The organism is Rhizobium sp. RSm-3 (assembly GCF_001854685.1).
In the GTDB taxonomy this organism is placed as follows: domain Bacteria; phylum Pseudomonadota; class Alphaproteobacteria; order Rhizobiales; family Rhizobiaceae; genus Rhizobium; species Rhizobium ecuadorense.
In genome coordinates this window covers 284,208-297,121 of record NZ_MAWZ01000013.1, presented here as the reverse complement: position 1 = coordinate 297,121, position 12,914 = coordinate 284,208, and the positions used below count along the sequence as shown (strand labels likewise).

Annotated in this window: 12 protein-coding genes and 1 pseudogene; 4 read left to right on the top strand and 9 right to left on the bottom strand. The window is 62.0% G+C overall.

The window, feature by feature from the left end:
• Nucleotides 1–31 precede the first annotated feature (31 nt).
• The gene (locus BBJ66_RS14615; protein ID WP_071087866.1) at nucleotides 32–226 is read left to right on the top strand and encodes a hypothetical protein; all 195 of its coding nucleotides are present in this window, start codon (nucleotides 32–34) and stop codon (nucleotides 224–226) included.
• Here BBJ66_RS14615 and BBJ66_RS14610 read toward each other — a convergent pair.
• Nucleotides 202–1,101 (bottom strand): LysR family transcriptional regulator, encoded by a 900-nt coding sequence (locus BBJ66_RS14610; RefSeq protein WP_071087864.1) that lies wholly within the window; start codon nucleotides 1,099–1,101, stop codon nucleotides 202–204. The genes BBJ66_RS14615 and BBJ66_RS14610 overlap by 25 nt on opposite strands.
• Nucleotides 1,102–1,195: 94 nt before the next feature.
• Between BBJ66_RS14610 and BBJ66_RS14605 the strand changes: the two genes are divergently transcribed.
• Nucleotides 1,196–2,218: an NAD-dependent epimerase/dehydratase family protein gene (locus BBJ66_RS14605; protein ID WP_071087862.1), complete on the top strand. Its 1,023-nt coding sequence runs from the start codon at nucleotides 1,196–1,198 to the stop codon at nucleotides 2,216–2,218.
• Here BBJ66_RS14605 and BBJ66_RS14600 read toward each other — a convergent pair.
• The 6 genes and pseudogenes from BBJ66_RS14600 to trxB all read right to left on the bottom strand — a co-directional run bounded on the left by BBJ66_RS14600 (nucleotide 2,215) and on the right by trxB (nucleotide 7,217).
• The gene (locus tag BBJ66_RS14600) at nucleotides 2,215–3,015 is read right to left on the bottom strand and encodes an aminoglycoside phosphotransferase family protein (RefSeq protein WP_071087860.1); all 801 of its coding nucleotides are present in this window, start codon (nucleotides 3,013–3,015) and stop codon (nucleotides 2,215–2,217) included. The two genes, BBJ66_RS14605 and BBJ66_RS14600, sit on opposite strands and share 4 nt — an antisense overlap.
• Before the next feature lie 74 nt (nucleotides 3,016–3,089).
• Nucleotides 3,090–4,214 (bottom strand): alkene reductase, encoded by a 1,125-nt coding sequence (locus BBJ66_RS14595; protein WP_071087858.1) that lies wholly within the window; start codon nucleotides 4,212–4,214, stop codon nucleotides 3,090–3,092.
• 25 nt (nucleotides 4,215–4,239) lie between these two features.
• Nucleotides 4,240–4,359 (bottom strand): annotated as a pseudogene (locus BBJ66_RS34165) (MFS transporter); the annotation flags it as partial.
• Between the two features lie 13 nt (nucleotides 4,360–4,372).
• Entirely contained in the window at nucleotides 4,373–4,666 is a 294-nt protein-coding gene (locus BBJ66_RS14590) for an ArsR/SmtB family transcription factor (protein WP_049736231.1), read from the bottom strand.
• Between the two features lie 657 nt (nucleotides 4,667–5,323).
• Complete coding sequence (locus tag BBJ66_RS14585; RefSeq protein ID WP_003593139.1) at nucleotides 5,324–6,220, bottom strand: LysR family transcriptional regulator VtlR; 897 nt, start codon at nucleotides 6,218–6,220, stop codon at nucleotides 5,324–5,326.
• 22 nt (nucleotides 6,221–6,242) lie between these two features.
• Nucleotides 6,243–7,217, bottom strand: coding sequence for a thioredoxin-disulfide reductase (trxB, locus tag BBJ66_RS14580; protein ID WP_049736232.1), 975 nt, complete (start codon nucleotides 7,215–7,217; stop codon nucleotides 6,243–6,245).
• A gap of 231 nt (nucleotides 7,218–7,448) precedes the next feature.
• On the opposite strand from trxB, the gene BBJ66_RS14575 reads away from it, so the two are divergent.
• A complete protein-coding gene (locus BBJ66_RS14575; RefSeq protein ID WP_049736233.1) occupies nucleotides 7,449–7,916 on the top strand; it encodes an Lrp/AsnC family transcriptional regulator in 468 nt (155 codons plus the stop codon).
• A gap of 6 nt (nucleotides 7,917–7,922) precedes the next feature.
• Here BBJ66_RS14575 and BBJ66_RS14570 read toward each other — a convergent pair whose 3' ends face one another.
• Together BBJ66_RS14570 and BBJ66_RS14565 are read right to left on the bottom strand one after the other, a co-directional pair.
• Nucleotides 7,923–9,269, bottom strand: coding sequence for a sigma-54-dependent transcriptional regulator (locus BBJ66_RS14570; RefSeq protein ID WP_071087856.1), 1,347 nt, complete (start codon nucleotides 9,267–9,269; stop codon nucleotides 7,923–7,925).
• Between the two features lie 4 nt (nucleotides 9,270–9,273).
• Nucleotides 9,274–11,145, bottom strand: coding sequence for a sensor histidine kinase (locus BBJ66_RS14565; protein ID WP_071087854.1), 1,872 nt, complete (start codon nucleotides 11,143–11,145; stop codon nucleotides 9,274–9,276).
• Nucleotides 11,146–11,369: 224 nt separating this feature from the next.
• On the opposite strand from BBJ66_RS14565, the gene BBJ66_RS14560 reads away from it, so the two are divergent.
• Entirely contained in the window at nucleotides 11,370–12,704 is a 1,335-nt protein-coding gene (locus BBJ66_RS14560; protein ID WP_049736236.1) for a dicarboxylate/amino acid:cation symporter, read from the top strand.
• The last annotated feature ends 210 nt before the right edge of the window (nucleotides 12,705–12,914 follow it).

The following is a 12,914-nucleotide window of genomic DNA, read 5'->3' as shown; positions in this document are numbered from 1 at the left end:
GAAATTTGCGCATGATTCTCTCCGAAAATCGATGCCGGATTTCGAGACGAAAGCGCGTCGCGATCTTTCAGATTCGCTCCTTGCGCTTTGGCTCTTTGTTTTGACGCATGTCGTTGCCGCAAAAGCGCTTCGCGCTTTGCCTGGCAAAACCCCTTCGCGCTTTGCCTGGGAAAACCATGGTACACTTTTGCGCGACCTGCTTTATGTGCCGATCGAATATCGGTGATAGTCCTGAAGCCCCTTGACCAGGGCATCGAAGGTGGCGCGGCAGCGCGGCGAGGTCTTCAGGCTCTCATGCATCGCCACCCACGTGCCGAGCGGGATGCTGAACGCATCGGGCAGGAGGTGAACTAGATCGGGATTGTCCCGCGCGAGCCCGATCTGGCAGAGACCGATGCCGACGCCGGCGCGGATCGCCGAAAGCTGGGCAAGATTGCTGTCGGTCCGGTAGGAGAAGTCGATGCCCGGCACGTCATAGCGTTTTGTTACCATGCGAATATAGGCCGTCTGCCGGTCGAAGCCGATGAGCCGGTGGTTTGCGAGTTCAGCCAGGGTTTGCGGAACGCCGTGTCGCTCGAGATAGCGGCGATGGGCGTGGAAACCGAGCGGGATATCGCCGATGCGGCGCACGACGAGCGCAGCTTGCTGCGGCTCGGCCATGCGCACGGCGATATCGGCCTCGCGGTTCACCAGATCCTCAATCGCATCGGAAGCCGAGAGCTCGATCTGGAGCTCTGGATAGGCCTCCTGCAGCGGTCCGAGAATCCCAGGCAGGACTTCGACGGCGATGACCTCGCTGGCGCTGACCCTGACGGTTCCGGCAACACGCTGCCGCTCACCGGATGCGGTGCGCAAAAGGGCCGCGGTGGTTGCCGCCAGCGTCTCGGCATAGGGCTTCAGTGCCAATGCGGCATCGGTTGGCAGCAGCCCGTTCGGGGATCGGGTGAAGAGTTCAGCGCCGATTGCCGTCTCCAGCGCGTCGACATGGCGGCCTATGGTCGGCTGCGTCAGCCCCAATTCTCGGGCGGCGGCCGAAAGCGAGCCCTGCTGAAGCACGGTCAAGAAACTGCGGTAGAAATCCCAGCTCGGTTCGATGTTCATATATTTTTGTATAGCGGCAGCATTTATTTCGTCAATTTTGTTTATTGCGGACTGGTGGCATAGTCCTTCCACCCAATCGAAGGAGATGATTGTCATGAGCAGCGAAATGAAGACGACGGCGCTCGTTCTCGGCGCCACCGGCGGTATCGGCGGCGCGGTCGCCCGCAAGCTGCTTGCGCGCGGCTGGCGCATCCGGGCGCTCAACCGTGACGCCGTCAAGGTGTCGAGGCGCGAGCCGGCTTTCGCATGGGTGCAGGGCGATGCGATGAATGCCGGTGACGTGTTGAGAGCGGCTGAAGGTGTCAGTCTGATCGTCCACGCCGTCAATCCACCCGGTTACCGCGACTGGGAAACACTGGTGCTGCCGATGCTCGACAATACCATCGCCGCTGCCCGCACTGTGGGCGCGCGCATCGTGCTGCCTGGAAACGTCTATAATTTCGGTCCCGATGCCCTGCCGGCGCCGACGGAGGAAAGCCCGCAGCAGCCGCTGACGAAGAAGGGAGCGATCCGCGTCGAGATGGAGAAGCGGCTGGAAGCGGCGTCGCAAGCCGGCGCCGGCGCGATCATCGTCAGGGCCGGGGATTTCTTTGGTCCGGGCACGACTGGAAACAGCTGGTTTTCATCGGGATTCGTCACCCCGGGCAAGCCCGTCGGCACGATCCGGAATCCGGGGCGGCGCGGCGTCGGCCATCAGTGGGCCTATCTGCCCGATATGGCGGAAACCATGGCCCAGCTCATCGAGCGGGCCGATCGGCTGCCGCCCTTTGCCGTCTACCATCTGGAGGGATTCTGGGATGGCGATGGCATGCAGATGGCCGAAGCAATCAAGCGTGTCGCCGGCGGCGCGGCGAAAATCGGCCGTTTTCCCTGGTGGATCGTACCGCTCGCTGCGCCGTTCGTTCCGATCATGCGGGAGATCAAGGAGATGCGTTATCTCTGGAAGGTGCCGCTCAGGATGCGAAACACCAGGTTGACGGCCGAACTCGGCAAGGAGCCGCAAACGCCGATCGACGAGGCCGTCAGAGCTTCGCTCACAGCACTCGGCTGCCTGCCGGAACCGCATCTTGAAACGGCGGCCGCCTTGATCGTGCCTTCGCCCGAGAATGCGGGTTAGGCGGTCAGCTCGGCCAGCGCGATCCGGGCGACAGTCAGGGCCGTCTCTGCCTGCCTAATATTGCTATCGCCGAGAAACCAGGCGGCGGAAAGGCCGGAATAGGCGACGATCCATTGCAGCAGCCGCTTCGGCTCCAGCCGCGCCTCCACCGAAACGACGGCGAGCTGGCGGCGGAAACGGGCGGGATCTGTGATGACAGGCAGTTCCTCATTGGCGAAGATATTGGCGAAATCGAAGCCGCGCTCGCCATGGAGCCGCTTCGGATCGATCGCCAGCCAGCCGCGCGCCTCGAAATCGAGAATGTTCTCGTGATGAATATCGCCATGAAGGACGGTGAGGTCGCGCTGGTTGGCGAGCAGGGCGTCGGCAATCGCCGAGCAATCGGCCAGCGCGCCGCCATGTTTTCTGGCTGCCGGTTCCAGATCGCGGAACCAGCGGGTGAGGGGCACGGGGTCGGGAAGCGGTTTTTCGCGCGGCGCATGCAGCCGTGCCGCTGTCCGGCAGAGGATGCGGCTCGCCTCGTCGTCCTCGCCGTTCATCGCCATGGCAAGCAGCGAGCGTTTTCCCGTCGCCCGTTCCAGGAGCAGGGCGTCGTCTTCATGGGCATAGACATGGGCCGCGCCGTCGCCGTCCCACCACCGCATCAGCAGCGCGCCGTAGCGTTCGTCGATATCGGTGGCGACTTTCAGCATCGCGGGCCTGCCCTGCCAGAGGACCGGCAGCAGGCGGCTCGAATGGGTGATGATGGGCTCGCCGTCTGATATCAGCGACCAGCGATCAAGATGGGGAGCGAACATGATGGCACCCTACAGAGACGGGTCGAAAATGGAAATCCCGCCTTTCGGCGGGATTCGCGTTGGCGTGGAAGGGCTCAGGCGACCTTTTCGAGGGCGGGGTAATCGACATAGCCCTTGGCGGTGCCGCCATAGAAGGTCGACTGGTCTGGCGTGTTGAGCGGCAGGTTCTTCGCCAGCCGTTCGACGAGATCGGGATTGGCGATGAAAGGTTTGCCGAAAGCGACGAGGTCGACGCGGCCGCTTTCGACGGCATCGATCGCCAGCGCCCGGTCATAGCCATTATTGACCATCCAGTCGGCCTTGCCGCCGGCCGCTTCATAAGCCTGGCGCAACGCCTTATAATCGAAGGAAGGATTGTCGCCCTGGCGGTAGTCGCGATCGCCGCCGGTCTGGCCTTCGATCACATGGAGGTAGGCGAGATCGTATTTTGCCAGGCCCTCGACGACATGGGTGAAGGTCGCCTGCGGATTGGAATCGTAGCTTTCACCCGACGGCGTTACCGGCGAGATGCGGATCGCGGTGCGGCCTGCGCCGATTTCGCTCACCACGGCATCGGCGACCTCGAAGGTCAGCCGCGTGCGGTTTTCGATCGAGCCGCCATATTGGTCGGTGCGATCGTTGACGCCGTCGCGGATGAACTGGTCGAGCAGGTAGCCGTTGGCGCCGTGAATCTCGACGCCATCGAAACCGGCGTCGATCGCCGCACGGGCGGCCTTGCGGTAATCTTCGACGATGCCGGGGATTTCGGCGGTTTCGAGCGCGCGCGGTTCGGAGGTGTCGGCAAAACTGCCGCTGCCGTCGCCATTGACCAGATAGGTCTTGGCCTTGGCGATGCGGTCGGTCGAGGAGACCGGCTTGTTGCCGTTCGGCTGCAGCGTCGTGTGCGAGATGCGGCCGACATGCCACATCTGAACGACGATCTTGCCACCGGCTGCATGAACGGCATCGGTCACGCGTTTCCAGCCGTCGAGAGCCTCTTTGCTATAAAGGCCCGGTACGTTGGCATAGCCTTGGCCCTGATGGGTGATCGCGGTCGCTTCGGTGATGATCAGGCCAGCCGTGGCGCGCTGGCGGTAATATTCGACATTGAGGTCGTTGGGGATGGCGCCCGGCGAGCGGTTGCGGGTGAGCGGCGCCATGACGATGCGGTTCTTGACTGTGATGTCGCCGACCTTGGTGGGTTCGAAAAGCTTGGCCATGATGGTCCTTTCTTTTGCGGGAGGATCACTCGGCAGGGGCGAGGGCGGCCCGGCCCCGGGCGGAGAGATAGGTGAGCGCGGTTGCGCCGAGGCCGATCAGGGCCATCAAGGCTGCGGCGCGCGGAACGCGTTTGAGATCGAAGCCGAGGGGCATTCTACTAAAGATCCTGCGTCAGCTGCTTCAGGAAGGCGGCGATCGTTTCTTCGTTGCGCTTGTAGAAGATCCACTGTCCGACGCGTTTGGTGGTGACGAGACCGGCGCGATGCAGCGTTCCCAAATGGGCCGAGACCGTCGATTGCGACAGGCCGCAGCGCTCGAACTGGCTGGCGCAGACGCCCATTTCGAAGGGGTGCTCCTGCGAGGGGAAATGCTGCTCGGGATTTTTCAGCCAGGTCAGAATGTCCATCCGGGTGGGATGGGCGAGCGCCTTGATAATCTCGTCTTTGTCCATCGTCGTGCACCGAACTATAAATCGCGTTTGTTCGATATATCGATCGTCGGACGTCGATATGCAAATCACGGAGGCGTGAGGCGGCGAATTTTGTCGGGTGAGCAAAATTTGGGCAAAAAAAGAGGGCCACCGGAAAACCAGGGCCCTTTTAATTGTGAAGGTCAAAAACCTCCAGAGGGGAACAGCTAATGCGGTGGTACTGGGAGAGAAACCACAAGATGCATCAGCTGAGAGAGATATGGTGCTTCCCTAGGCAGGTTTCAATGCTTTTTTGTGCATGTCTGCTATGCGCCGCACAATTTTTTTGCGGTGCGGCATTTCTCGAAGCGGTAAGGCAAAAAAAGAGGGCCACTGGAAAACCAGGGCCCTTATAAGTGTGAAGGTCAAAAACCTCCAGAGGGGAACAGCTAATGCGGTGGAACTGGGAGGAAAAGCCACCATGTGCATCAGCTATGTGCGATATGGTGGTTTAATGGGCAAACGGCAACCCTTATTTGTGCATGCCAGTTATGCGCTGTCCGCATAGTATGGAAATCATTCCATAAATCTGGCCTAGATCCGGATGATTTAAGGCCAATCCGGCCTAAAATCGTCCGGATCTAAATCAAGAGAGGATGATGTCGACCGAAAACCGCTCACACTTTTCGGCATCATGCTCTAGAAATTCCAGTTTCTAGCCTTGCTGACGATGAAGTCACGGAAAGCCTTCAGCTTGGCGGCGTTCTTGATCTCATCGGGATAGCAGAAATAGGTGTCGAAGGAGGGGACGTCGGCATTGATCGCCAGCTGGATCAGGCCGGGATCGCGGCCGACGATATAATCGGGCAGGCAGGCGACGCCAATGCCGAGCAGGGCGGCGCGCTTGATCGAGGTTTGGCTGTTGATCTGCAGGTGCGGGATGCGTTTGTTATCCGACGAGCGGCCGGCAACTTCAAGCCAGTTGACGTCGAGCAGGTAGCTCGGCGCCGGCTCGCCGAAGGTGATGATGCGGTGATTGTCGAGATCCTCGATCTTCTGCGGCTCGCCGTGGCGGTTGATGTAGGAGGGGGCGGCATAGACGTGCATGTGCACGGTGAAGAGCTTGCGCTGGATGAGGTCGGACTGCTGCGGCTGGCGCAGGCGGATGGCGCAGTCGGCATGGCGCATGTTCACATCCACTTCCTCGTTGTCGAGGATCAGCTGGATCTGCACATCGGGATAAAGCTGCAGGAATTCCTGGATCTTGTCGGTGAGCCAGCCCTGGCCGAGACCGACCGTCGTCGTCACGCGCAGCTTGCCGGACGGCGTCTCGTTCGTCTCCGTGAGCTGCATCTTCACAGTTTCGAGCTTCAGCAGCACGTCATGGGCGGTGCGGTAGAGCAGCTCGCCCTGTTCCGTCAGGATCAGGCCGCGCGCATGGCGGTGAAACAGCTTGGTGCCGACATCCTGCTCCAGCGCGCTGACCTGGCGGCTGATGGCGGATTGAGACAGATGCAGTTTATCTGCCGCATGCGTGAACGAGCCCGCCTCGGCAGCTGCGTGAAAAATACGCAGCTTGTCCCAATCCAATGGCATTCCCCCACCCCTCATGCCGATCTTACTCCGCTGCCACGGCGACGGGCACGTGGCTCGTCAGATAGCGTTCGGCTTCAAGCGCCGCCATGCAGCCCAGGCCGGCAGCGGTGATCGCCTGGCGGAACGTATCGTCGGTCACGTCGCCGGCGGCATAGACCCCTTCGAGGCTGGTCGCGGTCGAATCCGGCGCGGTCCAGAGATAGCCGTTGTCCTTCAGCTTCAGCTTGTCCTTGAAGAGCTCGGTTGCCGGCGCATGGCCGATGGCGACGAAGACGCCGTCGATCGGCATCTCGGTGATCGCGCCGGTCCTGGTGTCGCGCAGCCGCGCGCCGGTGACGGATTGCGGCATCGGGGGCTTGGCCGGCGTGCCGGTGATTTCGGCCACCTCGGTGTTCCACAGTACCTTGACATTCTCCTTGGAGAACAGGCGTTCCTGCAGGATCTTTTCGGCGCGGAAGAAGTCGCGGCGGTGGACCAATGTCACCGACTTGGCGATGTTGGAGAGATAGAGCGCCTCCTCGACGGCGCTGTTGCCGCCGCCGACCACGATCACATCCTTGTTGCGATAGAAGAAGCCGTCGCAGGTAGCGCAGGCCGAGACGCCGAAGCCCTGGAAATGCTGCTCGCTCTCGATGCCGAGCCATTTGGCCTTGGCGCCGGTGGCGATGATCAGCGTGTCAGCCGTCCAGACCTGGCCGCTGTCGGTGCGGGCGACGAAGGGGCGCTGGTTCATGTCGACTTCGGTGACGAGGTCGTTGACGATCTCGGCGCCGACATGTTTTGCCTGCTGCAGCATCTGCTCCATCAGCCAGGGACCCTGGATCGGATCGGCAAAGCCCGGATAATTCTCGACATCGGTGGTGATCATCAGCTGGCCACCCTGTTCGAGGCCGGCGATCAAAACCGGCTTCAGCATGGCGCGCGCGGCATAGACCGCGGCTGTATAGCCTGCGGGTCCGGAACCGATGATGAGCACCTTCGTATGGCGGGCGGGCATGTCATTTCCTTTCGACTGGCAGGAGGGCGGCGGCTAAGTGGCGATTGCGGCCGTTTCGCGGTCCTCGCGCCATTTATGAACGTCCAATGCTTTTATTCAAGGGCAGCCTTGCGTTACCAACAAGGCAAATCGTCCTGTTGTGCAAGAATCCGTCATCGGCGTGAAACATTCTTGCGTATTCCGCCGCTTTATATAGAAGCTCCCCGCGGAGAATTAAAGAAAGGCAATGATGTGGGTCGCGCCGAACTCGACGTCATCGATATAAAGATCCTCCGGGAATTGCAGGCCGATGGCCGCATGACCAATGTGGAGCTTGCCGATCGTGTCGGCATTTCGGCGCCGCCCTGCCTGCGCCGGGTGCGCAAGCTCGAGGAAGCCGGCATCATCGAAGGCTACCATGCGATGCTGAACAGCCCGCGGCTCGGCTTCGATCTCGTCGCTTTCTGCATGGTCGGCCTCAAGCATCAGTCGGAAGGCAATCTCAAAGCCTTTGCAGCCGCCACAGCCGAATGGCCGCTGGTGCGCCAGGCCTGGATGGTCTCCGGCGACAGCGATTTCCTGCTGCATTGCGTGGCGGAAAATCTCACCCATTTCCAGGATTTCGTCATCGAAGTGCTGACGGCGAACGAACATGTCGACACCGTGCGCACCATGCTGACGATCCGGCAGGTGAAGAAGCTTGGGCTGGTCGAAGTCTGAAACAGTTTATTTGCGCGCGGAATAGCCGCCGCGGTTGATGCCGTGGCGCTGAAGCTTGTCGTAAAACGTCTTCCTCGGAATGCCGAGCGCCTCGATGGTGCTGCGCACGTCGCCGTCATTGGCCGTGAGCGCCTCGCGGATGATCTCCGCCTCGTAGCGTTCCAGCCGTTCGGGCAGGGTGCCGCCGGTCGGCTGGGCAGGGACGGACGCCGCTCCGCCGCCTTCGACACCCAGCACCACGCGTTCGGCATAATGCGAGAGCTCGCGGACATTGCCCGGCCATGCATGCGAGGCAAAGTGGCGGCGCACCTCGGGCGAAATCTCCGGCACCTCGCGGCGGAAGCGCTCGGCGGCGCGCGCGGCGAAGTGGGAAAACAGCAGCGGAATATCGTCGCGGCGCTCCCGCAGCGGCGGAATGGAGATCGTCACCACATTCAGCCGGTAATAGAGATCCTCGCGAAAATCGCCGCGCAGCTCGGGATCGCCGAGATCGATCTTGGCCGCCGCGACGACGCGCAGATCGACCGGGCGCACCTCATTGGTACCGAGCGGGGTGATTTCGCGCATCTCAAGCACCCGCAGCATCTTGACCTGGGTGGCGACCGGCATGCTCTCGATCTCGTCGAGGAAAAGCGTGCCGCCGCTGGCATGTTCGATGCGGCCGGTGCGGCGTTTCTGGGCGCCGGTAAAGGCGCCGGCCTCGTGACCGAACAGCTCGCTTTCGATGACGGTTTCGGGTAGCGCCCCGCAGTTCAGCGCCACGAAATTGCCTTTCCGGCGGTGGCTCCACTGGTGCAGGATCTGGGCGACGACTTCCTTGCCGCTGCCGGTTTCGCCGGCAACGAGCACGTCGACATCGGTATCGGCGATGTGGCGCAGAATCTTCCGCAAATTCTCCATGACCGGCGTCTGACCGATCAGCGGTGAATTCTCCTGCGCATCCTCGGCAGCCTTGCGCAGCATGCGGTTTTCCAGGACAAGCCGCCGCTTCTCGCCGGCGCGGCGCACGCTCTGGACGAGCCGGTCGGCCGCAAAGGGTTTGGCGATGAAATCATAGGCGCCGTCCTGGATGGCTTGAACCGCCATCGGAATATCGCCATGGCCGGTCATCAGGATCACCGGCAAGTCGGCATCCATGCCCTTGAGCGTGGCGAAGAGCTGCAGCCCGTCGATCTCCGGCATGCGGATATCGGTGACGACGGGGCCGGCAAAGTCGGCGGGCAGGTCGGCCAGAGCGGCCTTCGCGCCGTCATAGGCCAAAACAGAAAATCCGGCGAGTTCGAGCGTCTGGGCGGTGGCGCGGCGCAAATCCCTGTCGTCGTCGATCAGCGCAACGGGCATCGGTGTGGCCATGATCTCAAGCCTTCCTCAAATGGACGACGAAGCGGGTGCCGCTGCCGTCGCTGTCCACTTCCATGCGGCCGCCGTAATCGCCGACAATATCCTTGGAGATGACCAGCCCGAGGCCGAGGCCGCTTTCCTTCGAGGTGTTGAACGGCGTGAACAGGCCCTTGCGGATCTCCGGCGAAATGCCGGGGCCGTTGTCGGCGACCGTCAGCGTCACCATTTCCGCGTCGCTCGACGTCCTGACCTCGACGCGCGCCTCGTCGGCCTTCGGCGCCACGGCTTCGAGCGCGTTCTGAAGCAGGTTGATCAGCACCTGTTCGAGGCGGATCCTATTGCCCATGACTTGTAGATCGGGCGGCGGCAGGTCGATGTCGAGTGTGTCCATGCGGCCGGCAAAGCGGCTGCGCAGCAGCATCACCGCGCCCTCGATCACATCCTTCAAACCGGTTGGTTCGGCGCTGCCGCGGCCTTTGCGGGCGAAAGTCTTCAGCTCGTCGGTGATCGAGCCGATGCGCTCCGTCAGCTCAGCGATGCTTTCGAGATTTTCACCGGCAGGGGCCGTCTGTCCGCGGTCGAGGAAGGTGCGGGCATTGTCGGCATAGGCGCGGATGGTCGCCACCGGCTGATTGATCTCATGGGCGACGCCGGCTGCCACCTGTCCGAGGATCGCCAGCCGGTTGGCCTGCACCAGATCCTGCTGCACCGCCTGCAGCTTCTGCTCCGTGCTCCTGTGGCCGATGATCTCGGCCTGCAGCCGGTCGCGCGCCTGGCTGAGATCGAGCGTCCGCTCGGCGACGCGCCGTTCCAACTCCTCCCGCGCCTGCTGTTCCCTGAAAATCCTGAGGGTGACCGCCTGGCGGCGGCGCAGCAGGAAGGCCGCGCCCGCCAGCAGCGGCAAGAGCATGAGCAACGCCAGCATGCGGGCTTCGCGAATGCCCGCATCGACGGACGGCCCCAGCGCCACGAGATGCTGCAAATGCCAGGCGGTGGCGGGCACCGGCATTCCGACATCGAGAAAGCTGGTTTTTCCGGCGCCGCCCGGCATGACGATTTCGACGACATCGAGGTTTTCGCCAAGGCTTCGGACGGTATCGAGCGGCAGCGGCTGAAGCGGCGCATCGCCGAATTGCAGGCTCTCGCGGATCGCCGTCAGCCGGTCCTCGGCGATCCTGCCGATCGTCATGAACCGCCAGGAGGGAATGCTGGTGATCAGGACGATGCCGCGATCGTCTATGACGTAGGACGGTGCGTCCTTGGCATTCCAGTCGGCCTCGACATCGTCGAACTCCACCTTGACCACGACGACGCCCAGGAGCCCGTCGGTGCCTGATATCCGCTCGGAGATATAGAGGCCCGGTTTCTTGCTGACGGTGCCGAGCGCGAAGTGCTCGGCCTGTCCTGCAGCGACCGCGCCCTGAAAATATTCCCGGAAACGATAGTCGTTGCCGACGAAGCTCGTCGGTTCGCGCCAGTTGCTGGCCGCAACCGCCATGCCGTCCTTATCGATGACATAGATGACCGCAGCCTTCGTGCCCGCAGCCAGCGTTTCCAGCTTCTGACTGAGGTGCTCGAAGGTGCGGGCGTCCTTTCCCGCCAGGGCTGCGGCGAGTGCCGTATCCTGCGACAGCACGAAGGGCAGCGCCCGGTATTTTTCGAGAACCGTGCGCAGCAGAGCCGCATTCAGTCTGGCATCGGTGCGGGCCTGTTCTTCAAGGGCGGCCTCGGCCTGGCGCCGGCCGATCTCGCCGCCTGCCCACAGGCTTGCGGCGACGGCGAGAAGCGCGACCACCGCATAGGCCCGCCACATCCGGCGGATGCGGTGCCGCAGGGGCAGGGAAGGCCACAGCGATGATAGCGACAGGGACATGGCGGATTTGTGCATTTTTCTGCACTAGTTGCAAATGGATTTGTGCGGATTTCCGCATTTATTGACAAGTGATCGGCGGCTGCGGAAATTTTTATTGCATTAAATCAAGCACGTAAATCGGTGACATCCAACTGGCACGGCGATTGCGAAGTAGATGGCAACAACGGCTGAGCTGTTGGATTGAAGCGAACGGCTCGGGAGGCCGGAGTTCGTTCCGGACGAGCCTTAAGGAGGACATCATGATCGCAGCACCATTCGATGCAGTCGCAGACAGCAAGGGCAAGAAGCCCTTTTATTCCCATCTTTACGTTCAGGTTCTCGCCGCTATCGCCGCGGGTATCCTGCTCGGCCATTTCTATCCCGAACTCGGCACCCAGCTGAAGCCGCTCGGCGATGCCTTCATCAAGCTCGTCAAGATGATCATCGCCCCGGTCATCTTCCTGACGGTCGCGACCGGCATTGCCGGCATGAGCGACCTGAAGAAGGTCGGCCGCGTCGCCGGCAAGGCGATGCTGTACTTCCTCACCTTCTCGACACTGGCGCTCGTCATCGGCATGGTCGTCGCCAATGTCGTCCAGCCCGGCGCCGGCATGAACATCGATCCGGCTTCGCTGGATCCTGCCGCCGTCGCCACCTTTGCCACGAAGGCGCATGAGCAGAGCATCGTCGGCTTCCTCACCAATATTATTCCGACGACGATCGTCGGCGCTTTTGCCGATGGCGATATTCTGCAGGTGCTGTTCTTCTCGGTGCTCTTCGGCGTCGCGCTTGCCATGGTCGGCGAGAAGGGCGAGCAGGTTGTCAATTTCCTCAACGCCCTGACGGCTCCGGTCTTCAAGCTCGTCGCCATCCTGATGAAGGCCGCCCCGATCGGCGCTTTCGGCGCCATGGCCTTCACCATCGGCAAGTACGGCATCGGCTCGATCGCCAACCTCGCCATGCTGATCGGCACTTTCTACATCACCTCGCTGCTCTTCGTTCTCGTCGTTCTCGGCGCCGTCGCCCGCTATAACGGCTTCTCGATCCTGGCGCTGCTGCGCTACATCAAGGAAGAGCTGCTGCTGGTTCTCGGCACCTCGTCTTCGGAGGCCGCACTTCCGGGCCTGATGAACAAGATGGAAAAGGCCGGCTGCAAGCGCTCGGTTGTCGGCCTCGTCATCCCCACAGGCTATTCCTTCAATCTCGACGGCACCAACATCTACATGACGCTGGCAGCCCTGTTCATCGCCCAGGCAACCGGTATCAATCTCTCCTGGGGTGACCAGATCCTGCTGCTGCTGGTGGCGATGCTGAGCTCCAAGGGTGCCGCCGGCATCACCGGCGCAGGCTTCATCACCCTTGCCGCGACGCTCTCGGTCGTGCCCTCCGTGCCGGTCGCCGGCATGGCGCTCATCCTCGGCATCGACCGCTTCATGTCGGAATGCCGGGCGCTGACCAACCTCGTCGGCAATGCCGTTGCGACGATCGTCGTGGCGCGTTGGGAAAACGAACTGGATACAGCGCAGCTTTCCAGAGCCCTGGGCGGCCAGGCAGAAGAGGGCACTCCGGCTGGCGGACTGCAGCCAGCTGAGTAAAACCAGCCAAATCGTCGATATTCTTTGCAGCGGCCCGTTCTACAGCGGGCCGTTTGCTTATTGATGATTTCGTTCTCTATTCATCGTCATCCTCGGCCTTGTGCCGAGGATCTGCTGCCCTATCGACCGAAGGCAGATGCTCGGGACAAGCCCGAGCATGACGAAGGAGGGGTTGCGGCCCGTTATCCAACGGGCCGTTTCGCTTTACTC